Origin of the sequence: Clostridium sp. MCC353 (assembly GCF_018785315.1) — a bacterium.
GTDB lineage: Bacteria > Bacillota > Clostridia > Lachnospirales > Lachnospiraceae > CHH4-2.
Genome location: NZ_WQPN01000028.1, coordinates 12,143 through 31,874 on the forward strand (window position 1 = coordinate 12,143; position 19,732 = coordinate 31,874).

16 protein-coding genes are annotated in these 19,732 nt (G+C 45.8%); 3 read left to right on the top strand and 13 right to left on the bottom strand.

The annotated features are described in order from the left end of the window. Positions 1 to 21 precede the first annotated feature (21 nt). The 4 genes from GPL15_RS07140 to secA all read right to left on the bottom strand — a co-directional run bounded on the left by GPL15_RS07140 (position 22) and on the right by secA (position 6,106). Positions 22 to 1,239, bottom strand: a complete 1,218-nt coding sequence (locus tag GPL15_RS07140) for a homoserine dehydrogenase (protein WP_215697427.1) — start codon at positions 1,237 to 1,239, stop codon at positions 22 to 24. A 237-nt stretch (positions 1,240 to 1,476) separates the two neighbouring features. Next, positions 1,477 to 1,920, bottom strand: coding sequence for an ACT domain-containing protein (locus GPL15_RS07145; protein WP_103230767.1), 444 nt, complete (start codon positions 1,918 to 1,920; stop codon positions 1,477 to 1,479). A gap of 258 nt (positions 1,921 to 2,178) precedes the next feature. Then, a protein-coding gene (prfB, locus tag GPL15_RS07150) for a peptide chain release factor 2 (RefSeq protein ID WP_346344913.1) occupies positions 2,179 to 3,310 on the bottom strand; the annotation gives its coding sequence in 2 pieces (ribosomal slippage) (positions 2,179 to 3,237 and positions 3,239 to 3,310; 1,131 coding nt in all). Positions 3,311 to 3,526: 216 nt separating this feature from the next. Next, positions 3,527 to 6,106 carry a preprotein translocase subunit SecA gene (secA, locus tag GPL15_RS07155; RefSeq protein ID WP_215697431.1) on the bottom strand — a complete coding sequence of 860 codons (2,580 nt, stop codon included), beginning with the start codon at positions 6,104 to 6,106 and terminating at the stop codon, positions 3,527 to 3,529. A gap of 561 nt (positions 6,107 to 6,667) precedes the next feature. Here secA and raiA point away from each other — a divergent pair. Then, the gene (gene raiA, locus GPL15_RS07160; RefSeq protein ID WP_215697433.1) at positions 6,668 to 7,195 is read left to right on the top strand and encodes a ribosome-associated translation inhibitor RaiA; all 528 of its coding nucleotides are present in this window, start codon (positions 6,668 to 6,670) and stop codon (positions 7,193 to 7,195) included. A gap of 306 nt (positions 7,196 to 7,501) precedes the next feature. On the opposite strand, the gene GPL15_RS07165 is transcribed toward raiA, so the two are convergent. Together GPL15_RS07165 and trxB are read right to left on the bottom strand one after the other, a co-directional pair. Beyond that, a complete protein-coding gene (locus GPL15_RS07165; RefSeq protein ID WP_215697435.1) occupies positions 7,502 to 8,974 on the bottom strand; it encodes an NlpC/P60 family protein in 1,473 nt (490 codons plus the stop codon). Between the two features lie 16 nt (positions 8,975 to 8,990). Then, entirely contained in the window at positions 8,991 to 9,908 is a 918-nt protein-coding gene (trxB, locus tag GPL15_RS07170; RefSeq protein WP_215697438.1) for a thioredoxin-disulfide reductase, read from the bottom strand. A gap of 346 nt (positions 9,909 to 10,254) precedes the next feature. Here trxB and GPL15_RS07175 point away from each other — a divergent pair, with 346 nt between their 5' ends. Beyond that, a complete protein-coding gene (locus GPL15_RS07175) occupies positions 10,255 to 10,986 on the top strand; it encodes an SDR family oxidoreductase (protein ID WP_215697440.1) in 732 nt (243 codons plus the stop codon). 82 nt (positions 10,987 to 11,068) lie between these two features. On the opposite strand, the gene GPL15_RS07180 is transcribed toward GPL15_RS07175, so the two are convergent. Together GPL15_RS07180 and GPL15_RS07185 are read right to left on the bottom strand one after the other, a co-directional pair. Next, complete coding sequence (locus tag GPL15_RS07180) at positions 11,069 to 11,356, bottom strand: hypothetical protein (protein ID WP_215697442.1); 288 nt, start codon at positions 11,354 to 11,356, stop codon at positions 11,069 to 11,071. Positions 11,357 to 11,473: 117 nt separating this feature from the next. Continuing rightward, positions 11,474 to 11,743, bottom strand: a complete 270-nt coding sequence (locus GPL15_RS07185; RefSeq protein ID WP_215697445.1) for a hypothetical protein — start codon at positions 11,741 to 11,743, stop codon at positions 11,474 to 11,476. A 166-nt stretch (positions 11,744 to 11,909) separates the two neighbouring features. Here GPL15_RS07185 and GPL15_RS07190 point away from each other — a divergent pair, with 166 nt between their 5' ends. Next, positions 11,910 to 12,263: a hypothetical protein gene (locus GPL15_RS07190; RefSeq protein ID WP_215697447.1), complete on the top strand. Its 354-nt coding sequence runs from the start codon at positions 11,910 to 11,912 to the stop codon at positions 12,261 to 12,263. 83 nt (positions 12,264 to 12,346) lie between these two features. Here GPL15_RS07190 and GPL15_RS07195 read toward each other — a convergent pair whose 3' ends face one another. From GPL15_RS07195 to GPL15_RS07215, 5 genes are all read right to left on the bottom strand, one after another. After that, complete coding sequence (locus GPL15_RS07195) at positions 12,347 to 13,186, bottom strand: sugar nucleotide-binding protein (protein ID WP_215697449.1); 840 nt, start codon at positions 13,184 to 13,186, stop codon at positions 12,347 to 12,349. Between the two features lie 39 nt (positions 13,187 to 13,225). Then, a complete protein-coding gene (locus tag GPL15_RS07200) occupies positions 13,226 to 16,501 on the bottom strand; it encodes an N-6 DNA methylase (RefSeq protein WP_215697451.1) in 3,276 nt (1,091 codons plus the stop codon). Positions 16,502 to 16,610: 109 nt separating this feature from the next. Next, positions 16,611 to 17,813 (bottom strand): MFS transporter, encoded by a 1,203-nt coding sequence (locus tag GPL15_RS07205; protein ID WP_215697453.1) that lies wholly within the window; start codon positions 17,811 to 17,813, stop codon positions 16,611 to 16,613. A 23-nt stretch (positions 17,814 to 17,836) separates the two neighbouring features. Further along, positions 17,837 to 18,496, bottom strand: a complete 660-nt coding sequence (locus GPL15_RS07210; RefSeq protein ID WP_215697455.1) for a hypothetical protein — start codon at positions 18,494 to 18,496, stop codon at positions 17,837 to 17,839. A gap of 232 nt (positions 18,497 to 18,728) precedes the next feature. Beyond that, on the bottom strand, positions 18,729 to 19,580 hold the full coding sequence (locus GPL15_RS07215; protein ID WP_215697457.1) for a Dam family site-specific DNA-(adenine-N6)-methyltransferase: 852 nt from the start codon (positions 19,578 to 19,580) through the stop codon (positions 18,729 to 18,731). Between the last annotated feature and the right edge of the window lie 152 nt (positions 19,581 to 19,732).

Consider the following 19,732-nt stretch of genomic DNA (forward strand, 5'->3'; position numbering starts at 1 on the left):
TGTTGTCCTTCCTGTTCTTTCCTAAGCAAGTTCTGCGCGGATAAGCTGTCTGATTCCGGACAAGCCGGCCGTCTTTTCCTGAAGCTCTGATTCCGTAAGAACCGGTGTAAGGACTGCAAATTCATCCATATCATCCAGTTCCACCAGCTTCGCTTCACCGAATAACGCTTTTATTTCATCCGCTTTATCCGCCGCTTTTCCTTCTATTCTCACAAAATAACGGTGGGCGGAAGTTTTCATATCCGCAATCTCTAGCCTCTCATCGTTCCAGCCTATTTCCACATTCCTGCCGGCATTCTGGGCGGCTTCTATGATATCGGCCACCACTGCGCTGGCGGTTGGAAGTTTCCCTGCCCCGCTTCCGTAGTACATGGTGGTTCCAAGCATATTGCCCTTCACCAGGATTCCGTTAAATACATCTGTAACGGAGTACAGCGGATGATCCTTGCCGATCATCACAGGAGCTACCCAGGCATGGATCTTTTCTTCTCCCATGCGGCTGGAACCGAATAATTTTACGGAAGTCCCCATCTTATCCGCATATTTAAAGTCCACATCCGTGATCTTTGTAATGCCTTCCGTATAAATATCTTCGAAATTAACTTCTTTCCCCGTAGCCATAGCGGTCAGAATCGCAATTTTTCTGCATGTGTCATGTCCTTCCACATCCGCTTCCGGGTTCCTCTCAGCGTATCCCAAATCCTGGGCTTCCTTCAGCGCGCTTTCAAAAGAAGCTCCTTCTTTATCCATTTTCGTCAATATATAATTGGTGGTCCCATTTAAAATGCCGGTGATCTCTTCGATCTTTTCACCCATGAGACAGCGGTAAAGGGGACGGATAATCGGAATGCCGCCGCCCACACTGGCTTCAAAGAAAAAGTTGACATCATGTTCTTTTGCAATTTTAAGCAGTTCTGTTCCATGTGCCGCAACCAGCGCTTTATTGGAGGTCGCGACGTGTTTTCCCGCCTGAAGACAGGCTTTTACAAAGGGATAAGCAGGATTTAACCCGCCCATGGTTTCAACCACAATCTGAACCTCTTTATCCTGTTCGATTACTGAAAAATCGTGGACAATCTTATCCGCCACCGGTGAATCGGGAAAATCCCTTAAATCCAGCACATATTTTAACACTACTTCCTGGCCTGCGCTCTTCGCAATCACATCCTGGTTTTTATCCAGAATCTCAGCCACACCTGAACCAATTGTTCCATAACCCATTATCGCAACATTCATCATACTATTCCTCCATGCCGGAGCGTTTTTTTGTGCAAATTTTGCGGCACGCAAATTTTGCGGCGCGCAGATAATGCGATACGCACATACTGTGCTATGCAGATACCGCGCTATGCAGATACCGCGCTATGCAGATACCGCGCTGAGAATATCAGATTCTCAGCTCAATTCAAATTTGTGGCTCCGTCACAAATTTGGGTGTGAAAAATAAGCCATCAGGATTATTTACACACCATCCTTTCATTCTCTTGCTAATATCTTTACATAATGAATTCCTTTTTGCTCCTCAATCTCCTCAACCATTTTGGAGACGTTCCCCGTATTGGATAATACCTCCACGCTCAGGGTAAGAGTCGCCACTCCGTTCACAGGAATACTCTGATGGATCGTAAGGATATTCGCCTTGTACAGGGCAACAATATGAAGAAGATCCGACAGCAGGCCCTGCTCGTCATCCATCTGTAAAACAAAGGTTACCGTCTTTCCTTTGGTGTTGTCATAAAATGGGAAAATATCATCCTTGTACTTATAAAAAGAACTTCTGCTGATTCCCACTTTATCGGTGGCTTCCTGCACCGTAATCGCCCGCTCCGATTCCAGCAGCTTCTTCGCTTCCACAACCTTCAGCAATACGTCCGGCACTGCTTTTTGTTTCACCACAAAATACTTGCTCTTATCTTCCATATAATTGCTCCCTCTGTACCTCTATGTACACAAAGCGCACAAACCTTGCTCTGCAATGTCTGTGCGCGCTTGAAATACATTTGTGCTCACGAGGAAGATAGTAACATATTTTCCAAGGAGATGCAACCTTTTTTTCGACAAAACTTATTCTGATGGATCGTTTACAGCGGCCCTACACAGTTCCCAAGGCCTGAAACCGGCAGGACAGCCCAGTGGCTGTTCCTGCCGGTTTCAATTATGAAAAACTATAAACCGGAATTATTCAGAAACTTTCCGGTCCGGGCATCCTAAACTGAGCCATTTCAAATATGCGCTGATAAACTGGTCAATATTGCCATCCAAAACGCTGCCTACATTCCCGCTTTCTTCCCCGGTTCTGTGGTCTTTCACCATGGTATATGGCTGAAGTACATAGGATCTGATCTGGTTTCCCCAGCCGATCTCTTTCACATCTCCGCGGATATCCGACAATTTTTCCACATTTTCCTGCTGTTTCAACAAAAACAGCTTGGCTTTCAGCATCTGCATAGCCTTATCCTTGTTCTGGAACTGGGACCGCTCGTTCTGGCACTGGACCACAACTCCGGTGGGAATATGGGTGATCCTGATGGCAGACGAAGTTTTATTGATATGCTGTCCGCCTGCGCCGCTGGAACGGTAGGTATCGATCCGCAGATCATCCTGATTGATCTCCACATCCAGATCCTCTTCGATATCGGGCATAACATCGCAGGATACGAAAGAAGTCTGACGTTTGCCTGCCGCGTTAAACGGTGAAATGCGGACTAAACGATGAACGCCCCGCTCTGATTTCAGATAGCCGAAAGCATTTTCCCCATTGATCTGTACGGTGACAGACTTGATTCCTGCCTCGTCTCCATCCAGGTAATCCAGCACTTCCGTGGTATAGCCCTTGGAATCGGCCCATCTGCAATACATCCGGTACAGCATGCTGCACCAGTCGCAGGATTCTGTGCCGCCGGCTCCCGCATTTAAGCGGACAATGGCGCTGCAGTTGTCATATTCACCAGACAAAAGGGTCTGGATTCTGATCTCATCCAGGGTCTTCGTAAATTCATCCAGCATCTCCTGAATTTCAGGAATCAGGGACGGGTCATTCTCTTCATAGCCCATCTCAATCATCACCTGGATATCCTCAAACTGGCGTTCCAGGCCGTTATAAGTGTTTACCGTATCCTTCAGGTTTTTAGCTTCCCGCACCAGCTTTGTGGACTTGTCCGCGTCATCCCAGAATCCCGGTTCTTCCATTGATTTATCCAGCTCGTCAATCCTCTTTAACTTAGCATCTAAGTCAAAGTGAATCCCTCACTTCCACTAATGGTTTCTCAAATGTTGATAATGTGTACTTAAACTGATCTAATTCTACCACTGTGTCACCTTCTTTCACTGCCAAACTCATTGTTTCGGCATTATTATAGTACGTCTAATCATACACAATTCCTATAAAGATTGTCAACCCCAAGACTTTGAGGTTACTGTATATTTTGGGTTTTTATCGTAACAGTTCAGATAGATCTTGCACAGGTACTGCGCACTGGCCTCATACTAAAAAAGAACCAGGCCAAAGCCTGATTCTTTTTTATCATTATTTTAATGGCTTACGTCCACAGCACTGTTTATACTTCTTACCGCTGCCGCAGGGACACGGATCATTAGGATATACCTTCTGCTCATCCCGCTTCTTAGGCGCATTGGCAACGCTGTTGTCCTTATTCGTGCCTGTCACCTTAGCAGCCGGTTCTCTTTCCACCTTCTGCTCTACGCGGATATGGAACAGGATTCTGACCGTATCTTCGCAGATAGCCGCAGTCATGGCGTCAAACATCTCATAACCGCTCATCTTGTATTCTACAAGCGGATCTCTCTGTCCATATGCCTGAAGGCCGATTCCCTGTCTCAGCTGCTCCATATCATCGATATGGGACATCCACTTGTTATCAATTACTTTTAACAGAATAACACGCTCAATTTCACGGATCTGTTCCGCTTCCGGGAACTCCGCTTCTTTGACTTCATACAGCTTAATCGCTTCTTCTTTCAGCATATGTTTCAGTTCATCTTTCTTCATATGCTTTTTCTGTTCGTCATCCAGAGCAACCGGTTTTAGCGGAATTACAGGAAGAAGCAGTGTATTCAGTTCAGCCAGATCCCAGGCATCCGGCGTCTGTTCATCAGAAATGGACAGATCCACAGAATTCTCGACAATATCCGTAACCATCTTGAGAATCAGATCTCTCATGTTCTCACCGTCTAAGACTTTCCGTCTCTCAGCATAGATGATCTCACGCTGCTCGTTCATGACCTCATCATATTTCAAAAGGTTCTCACGAATACCATAGTTATTGCTCTCGATCTTCATCTGAGCTTTTTCAATGGCATTGGAAAGCATCTTGTGCTCGATCTGCTCGCCTTCTGGAACACCCAATGCGCTGAACATGCTCATCAGACGCTCGGAGCCGAATAAGCGCATCAAATCGTCTTCCAACGAGATATAGAATCTGGATTCACCAGGATCTCCCTGACGTCCGGAACGTCCGCGGAGCTGGTTATCGATACGTCTGGATTCATGACGTTCCGTACCGATGATCTTCAATCCTCCGATCGCTCTTGCGTCTTCATCCAGCTTAATATCCGTACCACGTCCGGCCATATTGGTGGCAATTGTAACCGCTTTATGAACACCGGCATCGGCTACGATCTCAGCCTCCAGTTCGTGGAATTTGGCATTCAGCACCTTATGAGGAATTCCCCGTTTTTTCAGCATGCCGCTGAGCATCTCGGAGGTCTCAATGGTGATCGTACCAACCAGTACCGGCTGTCCCTTCTCATAAGAAGCTTCCACTTCGTCCACTACTGCTTTAAACTTCTCTTTCTTGGTCTTATAAACAGCATCTTCATGGTCGATACGTGCAATCGGTTTATTGGTCGGAATGGAAATCGCATCCATGCCGTAAGTGTTACGGAATTCCTTTTCCTCTGTCAAAGCAGTACCTGTCATACCTGCTTTTTTGCGGAATTTATTAAAGAAGTTCTGGAATGTGATGGTGGCCAGGGTCTTGCTTTCACGGCGCACATTCACATGTTCTTTTGCTTCAATGGCCTGATGGAGACCGTCGGAATAACGGCGCCCCGGCATGATACGTCCTGTAAACTCATCGACGATCAGAACTTCATCGTCTTTTACCACATAGTCCTTATCGCGGAACATCAGGTTGTTGGCGCGGAGAGCCAGGATAACGTTGTGCTGGATCTCCAGATTCTCCGGATCAGCCAGATTTTCGATATGGAAGAAGTTCTCAACTTTTTTAACGCCTTCTTCGGTCAGGTTTACAACCTTGTCCTTTTCATTGACAATAAAGTCCCCGGTCTCTTCTATGTCTTCACCCATGATGGCGTTCATCTTGGTAAATTCACCGGAAGCTTCTCCTTTTTCCAACTGACGGGCAAGAATATCACAGACCTCATAGAGTTTTGTAGACTTGCCGCTCTGTCCTGAAATAATAAGGGGAGTCCTGGCTTCATCGATCAAAACGGAGTCGACCTCATCGATGATGGCATAATCCAGTTCACGAAGAACCATCTGTTCCTTATAAATCGCCATGTTATCTCTCAGATAGTCAAATCCCAATTCATTATTGGTAACATAGGTGATATCACAGGCATAAGCCGCCCTTCTCTCATCATTAGACATGGAGTTAAGTACCACACCTACAGTCAGCCCTAAAAATTCATGAACACGTCCCATCCACTCAGCGTCTCGTTTTGCCAGATAGTCGTTGACCGTAACAATGTGGACGCCTTTGCCGTTTAACGCATTTAAATAAGCAGGCGCAGTGGAAACAAGCGTCTTACCTTCACCGGTTCTCATCTCAGCAATACGCCCCTGATGAAGAACCACACCGCCGATCAGCTGTACCCGGTAATGTTCCATATTCAGAGTTCTTCTTGCAGCTTCCCGAACCACCGCAAATGCCTCTGGTAAAATATCATCAAGCGTTTCTCCCGCCGCCAGGCGCTCTTTGAATATTCTTGTTTTATCTTTTAACTCTTCATCTGAAAGTTCAACCATCTCAGGCCGATATGCTTCAATCTTATCTATAATAGGATTAATCAGCTTTAATTCTCTTTCACTATGAGTGCCAAATACTTTCTCAATGAGATTCATTTTCTCTATTCTCCTAACTAACGCTATAATGGTACAATCTTATATATTGTATCACCAACCTTTGTTTTATTCAACGTTTTCTCTTTTAATTAACAAAAAATTCACTTTCTCCGTCATAATCCCCCTTCCTTTTTCATCTATTATGGTTAACCTAGCAAATTGCACAAAATCTATGTTCGATTTTTTACTTATCCACACTATCCACAATCTCCTGTGCACAATTCCCCCATTTTTATCCCCACCCACAAACGCCAATTTTATGGAAAAAACTACTTATACACCAACTTATCCACATTATCCACAATTTTACTGCAAAATATAACTTCCATCGACAACAAAAATAAAAAAAAGGAAATTTTGTGTATTTGTCATGAATTTACAATGTTCGACAAAAAATACAGTATTTTTCCTTGACTTTTGTTTCAAACTAGCATTAAGAAAAGTAGATTAAATTTAGTTTTTTTTAAGATTAATTGTCTTAACAATTAATTAGTTTTGATTGAGTTTTTGTACTTCATATGGTATACTAAATACATCTCAAGAAGAAGGAGCTGATGACATATGCGTTTTATCATTACAGGAAGAAATATAGAGGTGACCCCGGGTTTACGAGATGCAGTTCAGGACAAGATTGGCAAGCTTGAACGCTACTTTACTCCTGATACGGAAGTAATTGTTACACTCAGTGTACAGAAAGGAAAGCAGACGATTGAAGTAACGATTCCTATGAAAGGCAACATTATCCGTGCCGAGGAAACCAGCACTGATATGTACGTATCAATCGATCTGGTAGAAGAAATCATTGAACGCCAGATCGTAAAATATAAGAAGAAACTGATCGACAAAAAACAGGCTGCCCTCTCATTCTCCCAGGCTTTCATCGATGAAGAAAGCGAAAACGAGGAAGAGATCCAGATCGTTAAAACAAAACGCTTCGGCATTAAACCTATGGATGCGGAAGAAGCTTGTATTCAGATGGAACTGCTTGGACATAACTTCTATGTATTTTTAAATGCGGATACGGATGAAGTTAACGTGGTTTATAAGAGAAAAGGTAACACTTATGGGTTGATTGAACCTGAATTTTAATAATATGACAGTAAATGGGCGCCGGATGACTGGCGCTCATTTTTTTAAGTAAAGGGGCTGTTAAATAAAATAAAGCGTGAAGCCATTTTCAAAAATGCCTTCACACTTTACTTTAAACCCTCAAGCCATTTTCGAAAATGCCTTCACGCTTTACTTTAAACCCTCAAGCCATTTCCGAAAATGCCTTCACGCTTTACTTTAATTCTGGACCGCCCCATTAACGCAATACGGACGCCGCATCCCCATTCCGGGGATTCACGGCGTCCATATAGCAAATTCCTTTATAAACTTCTCAAAACTATCTTATTAATCCAAAAACGTAACAGCCTTACACGGTGTCCTATAATTTGATGGAGCTAACGTAATACCTGTTGTAGGAGTGCTGGCATGGATTACCTGGCCTCCTCCTATATACATAGCTACATGGTTGATATAATTGCCGCTGGCATAAAACAGCAGATCTCCCGGCTGTACGGCGGATACGGAAATCTCTCTTCCCTTTGCCGCCTGGTCGCGGGAACTCCTGCCTGTTGAAATGCCGAAATGAGCATAAACCTGCATCGTAAAGCCAGAACAGTCCGCACCGTTTGTTAAACTGGTTCCTCCGTAAACATAAGGATTACCCAAAAACTGCTTTGCATAGGCCACAATCGCATTACGGGTTGCCGTGGTCACTTCTGAAGATGAACCGGAGGGATCACTTCCAGGACCAGACGGGCCTTTGGACTGGGTGGTTTCCTTGGGCGCAGCGGTTGTGGTTTCAGGAGCTGCCACAGTCGTTTTCACCGCTTCTGTCGCAGGCGCGTTGGCCGTAGGCGAATCGCCGTCTCCCGCCGGATTGGCTGGAATGGTGGATGAAGCAGTGGTCGTCTCCTTAGGTTTCTCAGTCTCTGCCACGGTTGTCTTAGGTGCCGCCGTGGTTTCTTTCGCTGCTTCCGACTGTTTTTTGCTTTCCTGCTTCTTTGCCTCTTCCAGTTGTCTTATGGCGTCATCAGCTTCTTTTTTGCGCTTTGCTTCTTCCGCAGCTTTCGCTTCTTCTTCCGCCAGAGATACCGCTTTATCAAATTCTACATTGGTCTTTATGTAATCTTTAAACACATAACCTTCCAGATCGGAATCCACTGCCAGTTTTATAAAATCGCCGGTTTCTTCCACCACCACGTAATTGGCGCCTTCCGCCAGAAGGGTCAGGGTCTTGCTGTTTAAGTCAGGACTTTCCCTCAGTCTCAGGGTGGGTGTTCCGACTACGGTCGCATATTCTCTTCCTATGCTCTTTGCCTTCGCTTCCGCCTGGGAACCGGTTATAAAATACTGGGCTTTTATATAGCCGTTCACGCTGCCCGACTGGATCTGATACCATTCGCCGCCTTCGCCGTTAACGGATGACTGTATGGTGGCCGCACAGTTATTATAAATCTTGCCCACCACGTCACTGGTAGTATTAGGCTGGCTTCTTACATTTACATATTCGCTGACCTGGGAAATGGCTACATTCTCGTATTCTGAACGGGCCGCCGTAACCTGAGGGACATCCCTCTGAGCGGCCTTTTGGGAGCCGGCCGTGGCACCGGCAGAAGCCATCTGCCTGGTCGTAGCTGTAACCGTCTTAACCAAATCCTCTTCCGGGTTCCTGCTGCCGGCAAAGTAATTGTTTAATGCTACCGCTCCTCCTGCAACCGGGGACTCCGTCTCTAAGTTCATGGCTCCAAATGCAGTCATGCTGCCTAAAAACGTGGTGCAGAAGCAGCCGGCTATCAGTACCTTCATCATCTTCTTCATCTGAACACTGCCTCCCTTATGCTTCTGTCAGGTATCGCTCCACGCTCGTAATGGCATTGGCACCATCCGATACGGCTGTTACGATCTGTCTCAGTGGTTTCGTCCTCACATCTCCCGCAGCGAAAATGCCGTCTACAGATGTACGCCCGTCTTCAGACGCCTTAATATATCCATGGTCCATCTCAACCAGCCCGCTGAATACGTCAGTCACCGGTGTGATGCCCACAGCAATAAATACACCCTGAACCTCCAGTTCAGACTGTTCATTGGTTTTCTTATTGAGCAGCGATATGGATTCCACTTTATCAGCGCCATTGATCTTTTCCACAACAGTATCCCAGATCACTTCAATATTGGGAAGTGATTCCACCTTCTCCTGAAGGCTTTTAGCCCCTCTGAATTCGTCTCTTCTATGAATCAGATAAACTTTTTCACACAATCTGGCCAGGAAAATGGCATCCTCCAGAGCCACATCCCCTCCGCCCACTACAGCGGTAACTTTTTTTCTAAAAAATGCGCCGTCACAGGTTGCGCAGTAGGAAACGCCCATACCGGCCAATTCCTCTTCTCCCGGAACTCCAAGCTTTCTGTGGTTGGCGCCAGTAGCGATGATAACAGCCTTCGCCCGGTAAGTATCTCCGGCGCAGACTACGGCTTTAATACCGTCTTCCAGGTCAATCCGCTCCACTTCATCTTCTGTGAAAACCGCGCCCAGCTTGTCCGCATGTTCACGGAATTTCGTTCCCAGGTCATAGCCTGAAATTCCAGGATATCCCGGGTAATTATCAACTTCATACGTGGTGAGAACCTGTCCTCCGCTCACCATGCTTTTCTCTATCGTAATGGTATCTAATTTTGCTCTCTGCGCATATACCGCCGCAGCTAAACCGGCAGGGCCGGAACCAATAATAATCAAATCAAAAATTTTGTCCATTCTTAAACATCTCCTCAAGAGTTATGCCGCCACTTTTACTTATACAGTATAACACAGCTTGACATAAATATTCAACATAAAGGTAACCTCTTTGTAATATTTTATTGTAACAGTTCAGACGGAGGGAAAATTGATAAAGAAAACGGCGTCAAACTTGCTTGTGAGCAGCTTTCTTTATCATTTTCACATCGGCTGGACATCCGTTGCTTCTTGACCGGCTTTTTCGGTCAAGAAGATAAGCCGTCTGAACTGCCGCTTTATTATTATTTACACCTTTCTGAAACTTTGATATCATTATATTGAAGTATGTTTTTCAAAAAATGCCTATTGGCAAAGGGGTGATTATATGGCTAGAAAAACAGTTTTAGTGACCGGCGCATCCAGGGGCATCGGCAAAGCTATCGCTGTGAAATTCGCGAAAAAGGGGTATGATCTCGTAATCAACTGTGTGCGCAGTGAAGAACGTCTGCTTCAGACAAAAAAGGAAGTTGAATCTTATCAGGCATCCTGTCTGGCATTTCTCGGAGATATGGGCGATATGGCCCAGTGTGAGCTTCTGTTTTCCAAAGCGAAGAAGCAGTTCGGCACCATCGACGTTCTGGTTAACAATGCGGGAATCTCTTATATCGGGCTTCTACAGGACATGACATCCGCTGACTGGGACCGGGTGGTCCACACCAACCTGACCTCTGTTTTCAACTGCAGCAAACTGGCTATTCCTGGAATGATCGCGCAGAAACGCGGTAAGATCATCAACATTTCCTCTGTCTGGGGCAATGTGGGGGCTTCCTGCGAAGTGGCGTATTCTGCCACAAAAGGCGGGATCAACGCATTTACCAAGGCATTGGCTAAAGAACTGGCGCCCAGCAACATACAGGTGAATGCAGTCGCCTGCGGAGCCATTGATACAGAGATGAATCAGTTTTTAGAGGAAGATGAACTGATATCGCTCATAGAGGAAATCCCTTCGGGAAGACTTGGGCGGGCCGAAGAGGTGGCTGACCTGGTTTACCATCTGGGCTACAAAGATTCTTATCTGACCGGGCAGGTAATCGGGCTGGACGGCGGATGGATGTAAATGCGGATGGACAGCGGAATTAAAAAAGCGGTATGGGCCGGATGTTTCCACACCCGCCTATACCGCCTTTTCTATGTACTTATTAATATCCTGACGCCGCTATCATAGCGAAGATTGAACCATAAAATATAACTAACAGGACAATACCTATAACCATCCAGATTAAAGATGCACGACAGAAATTCTTACGGTTTTCATTGCCGTTGCCAAATGCCCATACAAGTGTCATAATGAAGCCTACGCATGGAATCGCCATGATCAGGGTTGTGATAAGCCACTGTCCCATAGTCATAACTTCCTTATTAGGATCCGTATAAGCTGGTGGTGCCTGGTATCCCGGCTGCTGTACGTTGTTGTAATCGCCTTCCATAATATTTCCTCCTAATGTATTTTTTCATGTGTCATTATATCATAGACTTTCGTAAAAATACAGAAATATTTTATATTTTTTTTAGATTTAACATTTCAACATTTTTCGGACCGTTAATCAGTCAATTACAACATAATAGCCGTTTTCTGCCCACATTTCTTTCAGCCGCTCCAGCCTGACTTGATCCGGAGCTTCAAAACATTTGGCTTCTTTGTCATCAGCTCCGATCGCCTGTAATTTTGACAGGCCTAATGTATGGTATGGAAGAAGGCATACCTTTTTGATCTGAGTTTTTATGTCAGATACCATTTCGATGACCGATCTCATCTGTGCTTCGGTATCATTGATATTCTTTATCAGGGGCATGCGGATCCAGATATCCTTCATGACTTGATTCCTAATCCCCTTGCCGTGTTCTGAGATCTTGTACAGTCGTTTTGTAACATAAAAATGTATAGAAGGCAGTAATTGGATCGAGGGTTTGACATTAGACGGTGCAGAGATTAGAATTAAAAAAACGGATGATAAATTTACTGGCAGGAGGGAAAGGAACGTGAAGAATAAGGGGTGGAAAACCAAACTGTTTACAGTAATGGTAATATTGGCGGGGATCATTTTATTCGTTTTATGTGATCTTTTTATAATTGGCGAACCCATTGACAATATCCAAATGAGCTGTGTTGCTTCTGTGAATGGTGAAACTTTGGAATTAAGGGTGGACGCCCTGGAATCGGCTGTGGCGCTCAGGGGATGGCGTTTTAAGGAACGGGATGGGACGATGTCTATCAGCGCACGGAAGGTGCTGGTGTCGCCTCTGTTCCGGGATGGGAGTTATGAGACATCGGTTGATTTAAAGGGAATTGACCGGGTTGTGTTGGGCGGGCAGGAAATCTGGAAGCGTGAATGAGAATCTGAAACGCTCTGCGCCTGCCTATAAAAAAATGCTCCGGCATGGATGGAGTAATATGATAAATGGAATTGAGGCGGCTTTTATATTTTAAAAGCCGCCTCAATTCCATCTGTAGTTGTTAAAAAACGGATTCCGTATCCCTGGATTTTACTGATGTCCATTCTGAGATTTCTCGGCCTTTTGGCGAAGGATTCATGATCTTTCAGAACCGCTCCCTCTGGCGCACCCAGGGCCCGCGCCATGGCTGAAGCCACCTCATAAGTGCTTTTATCGTTCTCACTTCCAAAGTTATATACTCCGGCAGGAAGTCTGAGAGCGCATTCCAGATTATCAACCACTTCCCACACATTCGTGATGCTTCTGTAATCGAAAACAGGATAGGATGGCTTCTCTCCCGCCGCAAGATGCTGGAGGAGGGATGCCGCCAGGTTGCCGTGTTCCCGGGCCAAATCCGTATTCCGGTCATACATCCAGCTCAGGCGCAGGCTGACTGTGTCCGGGTTAATTTCCGCGCAGATTCGTTCGGCTTCCAGCTTCTGCCGGGCATATGTGCGGGTTGGAACGAGTTCCTTTGCCTCTCCATGGGGGTACTGCTCTTCACAATCCGAATAAACCTGGTCGGAACTGCAGAATATGAGTTTCGCACCCACCGACCTGCACGCCTGGGCAATGTTGCCGCTGCCCTTCACATTGATCTGAAAGGACCGTTCCCGGTCCACTTCACAGGCTTTCGTATCTGACACCGCTCCGCAGTGAATCACGGCCTGGGGACCAAACGTATGAAACTCACGCATCACCTGTTCCTCATCCGTGATATCCATCCGCCCCCGTCCCGGCGCGTAAAGCCGGAAACATTTTTCATACCGGCGTATGAGCCTGGAGCCTAAAAATCCATTTCCTCCCGTAATCAATATCTTCATCCCAGTATATCCTCATAAAATGCGGGGCTCTGCTGTCTGTCACACAAACAGCAGTTCCACCAGCCTGTCGATTTCATTCTCAGTTTCAGCAATTCCCGCTTTATCATCTGCCAAAAACTGGCCATGGGCCCTGATAGAGCAGTCCGCAAGATGCCCATGAACCGGATTTTCCGGATCATATTTGGGAATTGCGATATTATTTAAGATATCCACTCCCCGCTGGGTATCGATGGTGTAGGCGTCTATAATGCTGATAATCCTAGGCGAGTTGATAATGGCGCAGATATAGTGCACCTCCCTCAAATCATCGGATGCACAAGCCAGCACCTTGGAATCCGTCACCACCACCTTATTCCCGAGATGGGGATCATCGATGGAGCCGATGACACAGGCGGTCATAGACTTGCTCTGCTCCCTCCACACCACATGATAATCACGGAAAGTATAATCCCCTACATTATCCAGCCTGTACCATGGGAACTGCTCCGGGTCAAAAAACTTGGCGCTCCGCACCCTTGTTTCATACAGAAGGTCTTTAAAATAAAACAGCCATTCATAGGTTTTCGGATACCTGACCTTCAAATCCCCTTCGTCCATTCCCCGGTATATGCCTTCGCCGGAATTGTTATGGGGAACTACCATGTGGAGGTAGGAATTAATGCCCCATTTGCTGATATTCCGCCCGCCGATCATGGGATAGACCAGATCCTTTTCCACCAGTCCCGGATGAACCCCCAGGTCCTTGGCCTTTTGAAGCCTGGCCCGTTCCACCAGGTTCTCTATCAGCACGTAATCCCCTTTGGTGTCTTTGATCTCCACCAGATAGGTTCCCTTCGCCCCACAGGGCTCGATCCCTTTTCTGCCCTTATAAGCCGACTGCCCGCGGTATTTATCCGTAACCGTCAGCTCTTTTTCTTCAAATGTCAGCCATGGGCTTCTGTCATCGTCTGCGCTAATGGGCTTGGCCGACTGTTTTTCCATTCTGATCTTGCCCATCGCTTCGGCAAATGTATCATAATGATCCACAATCTCCTTTGGCTTGGCCGGGAGACAGAGGTAATAATTGTGCATCGGGTAGACCATCTTCTTGTCCTTCTGAAAGATCATCACAGACGCTTTATTGGTTGCGAACCGTCTGAACGGCTTAATGGCATCCATGTCATACACTTCTTCAATGCAGAACGGAACCGACATTCCATCTCTGGTAATCACAAATTTTCGGAACCCTTCTCCGCCTTTTGGCGATTTGACAAATGTCTGCGGCAGCACAAAGCCGATTTTACCGTTCTCCTTCACATAATGATCCATGGAAACATAGACAACCGCCATGGCGAAATCGTCGTGGGATGTGATCTTGTCATACGCGCTCTTTTCGAATATATCATAGCTCATCCATACGTCCAGGGTCTGCTTCCGGTAGGTATCGGACATGGATTTCCAGCCGATCCAGGGCGGATTGCCGATCACGATGTCAAAACCGTCTTTCGCAAACAGAGGAGCGAACGCATTTTTCAATATGACGCCCCAGAATCCATTTTTTCCCTTCTGGTGCAGATCCAGAATCTTTTCATAAAATTTTTGCACCAGCACCATGTCAATCCCGTCATAATCAAGCTGCTTCTCCCTGATTGTCAGATCATAGAACTGGCTGTAGGTGTACTCCTTATAAATGCACTCATAAACCTTATTGAGCAGCAAATCGCTCTGTGCCCTGTCCTTCATGACCGGAATCTCAAAGGTGCCCACCACAGTTTTCACCTTTATGCAGTGATCCGCCTTATTCTGTTTCGCGTACACGGTGGGAACCAGCACGGAATCACACATATATACAGGAAGGGAAATGGCTTTCTCATAGGTTGATATATCGCCCAATGAGAGCAGATAATTGGTTTTCGCGGATATTACCGCAATGGGGTTGATATCATATCCCGCTATATTTTTAGTCGCTTCTTCAATGATCTGTCCATTGGTCAGCTCCCCGCTGTTCTTCTGCCTGAACCGTTTAATCGCATGGGTGATAAATGACCCGCTTCCACAGGTGGGATCCAAAAGGGAAATCCCCCTCTCCCCTTCATAATGTACCTTATTCAGGGTAAAATCCACCAGCCATCCGCAGGTATAGTATTCTCCCATCAAATGCCTCAAATCCGTAGGGATCAGGTTGGCGTAAACATCCCTCAGAACGTCTTCCACCACCTCGCTCTTTATAACAGAAGTGGTTGTCTCAAAATTATCCAGCTTGATTTCAATATCATTGACATACCTCTGGTCAAAATCCGGATCAAACAGAAACCATTCAAAAAAATGCACCTCGAAGAAGTTATCCACTTCCACCTTGGTATAAGAATCCCCGGCAAACAATGATCTGATTTCCTGCATATTGCTCATGGCCTTGGACGTTCTGGTAGGGTCAGTCAGCGATTCCAGCAGTTTAAAGATCAAAAGCTTCAGCACGATATTATAATAAGTCTGTATGATGAACAGCGTCTTTTGAGGGTCCAGATTCGCCTTCATCCCGTACATCCGGGCCAGTGAAGCCCTGTACTGGGTGAAATCCGTCTCCTTTTTCCCGTAAATATCGCCGAAAATCCTCAGCCACTCCCGGTAAAGCGTATTGATCTGCGTATTGCCTTTAAATTCCTTCTCCAATTCACCGTACAGATATTTGATCGTATCCCTGCATATCTCCGATCCCGGCCCGAATTCCTTAATCAGGTTGGAGGAAGAGAGGCAGTACCTGCCGGTTGACCGAAGAAGCAGCACCATCTTCTTAAATGCAGTTTCCAGATCATCCATATATTCCACCACAAGCCTGAGCGGCAGTTTATTGGAAAGCTGTTTCGGCAGTTTCTTGGTCTTCTTATCCGAAAAAATATCCTGAGGCATTTCATCAGGAATAAACCTGGCTATGATCATAGCCTCCCCATCGAACCCAATTCCCACCTTATTCACAATCCTGCTGCAGAAAATGGCATCGTCAATGGTTCCGGCTGCATATTCATCCAAAGTAAAGTTAATCAGGTAATGCTTCAGTCCATGATCCCTGGCATCCCGGCCATAAACGGCTTCATCCCGGCCCTTTTTGCCCCTGAATGTACCCTTGGTCTTGTATTCAATAATGATATCGGAGTAAATACTGTCCGCCCGCCCGCCATGAACTGACGTGGTCTCATGGCTCTCATCCAAAGAAGCGATCCCGAAATCCTTAATCAATTCCTTAATCAGTTCATTGGTGCCAATCCGTACCTCCTCTTCATTCACGAATGCCTCCGCTTTCTTTTTATATGCCTCAACATATTCCGCTATGTTTCTCATCCATCGTTTCCTTTCAAGCTGTAAAATACATACTTCTTAATTATATCATTCAAAAAGATATCTGTCAGTGCAAAAATTCGGTCACCGGATAACCCGCCGGTCTTTTTCTTCAATCAGCCCGGCTGCTTTTCCCTTTCCAACCCGCATAGATTCCCATGACCACCGCCGCTGCCCCAAACATCGCCAGAGTGCTTATAAAGGGCAGTTTGGCATGGACGGAGTAAATAAATCCCGCAGTCAGAGAACCTGCCATACCGCCGATATTCTTAGTCGCATTATAAAATCCCATAACAAGATTCTGCTGCTCCTGTTCGGCCTGATTGGCCACCAGGTCCTGGATCAGCGGAATGCTGACGAAATAAGCCGCATACAAAAGAATGCTGAACCCGATCATCAGCGGTATCTTTACGGAAACAATGGTTCCCAACGCTCCCGCGGCGCAGACCAGAATCACCAAAACCATGATTTTCTTCACCTGTTTCCTTTTCAAAATCCAGATGCACAGCGTCATATTGGATACAAAGGAAATCAGGCCCACAACCGCCTTGATCATCCCATTATAGGACGAGGTCAATCCCAGCACGTCTTTCAGATAATAGTTAAATGCCTGATCAAAAGAGGTAAATCCGATGTTCGTCAGCACATTGACAATAAAGAGCATGGCAAAGGCCGCGGTCATAAACTTCCGTCCGTCCAGAATCGCATTCATGGGATTGGCTTCTTTAGCGAAAGAGGACAGGGAAATCGATCGTAAATCCATTCCATTATCCGGCACACACAGCAGAAAGAACACGATTCCACAGCCGCACAAAATGGCCGCCTGGCTCATGAAAGCCAGCATCACGGAGATTTCCCCTAAAAAGCCGCCGATCATATATCCAAATGCGCTGGCCACACTCTGTATGGCCGCGCTGATTGTCAGATAGCGCCCCCGGTCTTTATTGGATGCCGTGTTGACCACGTAAGTCAAAAAACTGGTGTATACCCCTCCTGTAAAAATGCCTGCCAGCATCCTGGCCGCCAGAATCTGGGGTTCCGTAACCGACAAAGCAAAAAACACCTGGGCGATTCCATATCCGCAGCTGCAGATCAGCATGGATACTTTCGACGAAATGTAGGTATTGATCTTGCCCCAGAAGGGCGACAGGAGAAAATTGGAAAACAGCATGGCCGCCAGCGCCGCGCCGAACATGTAATCATGAAGATTCAGCTCCTTAATCAGAGTCGGCGTCACCGGATGGGCGAAGTTGGCTGCCAGGTTGAACAAAATCAGGGTTAAAAAGAAACAGCGGTAGCGGGTGCGATATTTCATATGACTACTTCCTTTACATTTTATTAACTGTTTTCAATTTTATTTATCGTTGGAATCAGGGCTTCGATCGGCTGGCATTCCCTGAGGGAGTAGTGATACTTATCGATGATTCCCATTCTCGTACCGTTTTGAAAGTCATTTCCGCCCGTGCGGCGGCGAAATGCCCTCTTATCACCATATAAACTATGTAACCGTCTCAATTCATCGATTTCCTGGAACACCACGATTCCGCCCACATCATCACATGGCCGGTCATATCTCCATACCACAAAAATCGGAATGTTTTTACCAGCTCTTCTATCGCCATCTTTACACTGAAAATAACTCAGCAGTTTGGGTTCATCAACCACTAACGCCTCTTTGGGATACAAGCCCAGATTCACTTTTGCCTTCATAAAAGCCTGTCCCTCTAAAAATTTCGCTTCAATTCTGCACAATATTTCCCGGCAGTCTCCATTTTTATAAACGTTAATATCCGGATTTTTATCAATCTCCGTTCTCCTGCAGACATACCCTGTATTCTCTTCCACATACCGGATTAATTCTTTTACAAGATCATCGGAATTTCGCAGATCCCGTACAAAGGGATAATCCAGTTTCGATTTTCCCAAACATTTTCTGCATTCCCCGCATTTTAAATTAGTGTCATCCAGCTTCCTCAAATCCGCTTTACAGCTCAGCATCCCGTCTCTCCTCCCCTTTTAATCCTCCATGCCGGAACGTTTTGATGCGCATATTTTGCGTTGCGCAGATTTTGCGTTGCGCAGATTTTACGATGCGCAGATTTTACGATGCGCAGATTTTACGATGCGCAAATTTTGCGTTGCGCAAAGTTTGCGCTGCGCAGGCACGCGCTGAGAATTTCAGATTCTCAGCTGTGATTCCAATTTGTGGCTCCGGCACAAATATACAATTTTAATAGTTTGTCACAACAATATGCTTCGCATCCGTCTTAAACCGGTTTCTGATGTTAACCGCATAGGATTTATCGTATTCATCAATGATATGGCTGCCATACAATTCTTCCGTAAGCGGTGTTTTCCCGATGACTAAAAGGGTTTTACAGGGCAGATTCCTAAAATCATTAGCAAGCCGCCTGTGTTCCTCCTCACCGAATCCATTTTTGTATGTTTCGTTGCCGTAATCGCTGAATACACAGTCATATGGGGGATCTAGGAAAATGAAATCATCCGCCCTGGCCATATTAAAAATTTCAGAATAATCACAGTTATAGATATCCGTCCTTCCCAACAGTTCATAGTGCTTGTCCGTAATCAGCTTTGTGTTGAGATTTTTGTACCTGCCAAAGGGGACATTGAATTCCCCATTGGCATTATACCGGATCATCCCGGAATAAGCGGTCTTGTTGATAAAAAAATAGATCACGGCATCCAGATATTTTGCTTCTGTCTTATGGTTAAACATGTCCCTCATCCAATAGTAGAATGCCTCGTTTTTATTCTCTATATGGTCGTCGGGATGTTCTTTTTTAAGCGCCTCATACTGCCTCTGGTTTTCTTCGTAAATACCTTGTATCTCATCCAGTTGTCCCCTGGCCTGGGGGTAGCACTCCTTCATCTCTTTGTAGAAGGAAAACAGCCTGGTGTTCACGTCATTGATAACAGCCTTTTTCGGTTCCAGGTAAAAGTAAAGAGCGCCTCCGCCAAAAAAAGGCTCAATATATCGATCATAACCGGATGGAATTTTATCAATAAAATAGGGGATTTCTTTTGACTTTCCACCTCTGTATTTAAGCATTGGATTCATTGTTTATCCTCCTGTTTCTAAAAACCAGCCGAATACCATTATACTACAATTGCGGGCATATTACTATTCTTATCTTCAGTGTTCAGAGGGTGGTTCTTGACAATTCAAACAGGGGCATCCGCAGCAGTGATTTTCCAATCACTGCTGCGGAT

Excerpts from the sequence above, each read along its gene's own strand:
- GPL15_RS07140 (WP_215697427.1), bottom strand. The coding sequence starts at position 1,239 with ATGATGAATGTTGCGATAATGGGTTATGGAACAATTGGTTCAGGTGTG.
- GPL15_RS07145 (WP_103230767.1), bottom strand. The coding sequence starts at position 1,920 with ATGGAAGATAAGAGCAAGTATTTTGTGGTGAAACAAAAAGCAGTGCCG.
- secA (WP_215697431.1), bottom strand. The coding sequence starts at position 6,106 with ATGAATCTCATTGAGAAAGTATTTGGCACTCATAGTGAAAGAGAATTA.
- raiA (WP_215697433.1), top strand. The coding sequence starts at position 6,668 with ATGCGTTTTATCATTACAGGAAGAAATATAGAGGTGACCCCGGGTTTA.
- GPL15_RS07165 (WP_215697435.1), bottom strand. The coding sequence starts at position 8,974 with ATGAAGAAGATGATGAAGGTACTGATAGCCGGCTGCTTCTGCACCACG.
- trxB (WP_215697438.1), bottom strand. The coding sequence starts at position 9,908 with ATGGACAAAATTTTTGATTTGATTATTATTGGTTCCGGCCCTGCCGGT.
- GPL15_RS07175 (WP_215697440.1), top strand. The coding sequence starts at position 10,255 with ATGGCTAGAAAAACAGTTTTAGTGACCGGCGCATCCAGGGGCATCGGC.
- GPL15_RS07180 (WP_215697442.1), bottom strand. The coding sequence starts at position 11,356 with ATGGAAGGCGATTACAACAACGTACAGCAGCCGGGATACCAGGCACCA.
- GPL15_RS07185 (WP_215697445.1), bottom strand. The coding sequence starts at position 11,743 with ATGAAGGATATCTGGATCCGCATGCCCCTGATAAAGAATATCAATGAT.
- GPL15_RS07195 (WP_215697449.1), bottom strand. The coding sequence starts at position 13,186 with ATGAAGATATTGATTACGGGAGGAAATGGATTTTTAGGCTCCAGGCTC.
- GPL15_RS07200 (WP_215697451.1), bottom strand. The coding sequence starts at position 16,501 with ATGAGAAACATAGCGGAATATGTTGAGGCATATAAAAAGAAAGCGGAG.
- GPL15_RS07205 (WP_215697453.1), bottom strand. The coding sequence starts at position 17,813 with ATGAAATATCGCACCCGCTACCGCTGTTTCTTTTTAACCCTGATTTTG.
- GPL15_RS07210 (WP_215697455.1), bottom strand. The coding sequence starts at position 18,496 with ATGCTGAGCTGTAAAGCGGATTTGAGGAAGCTGGATGACACTAATTTA.
- GPL15_RS07215 (WP_215697457.1), bottom strand. The coding sequence starts at position 19,580 with ATGAATCCAATGCTTAAATACAGAGGTGGAAAGTCAAAAGAAATCCCC.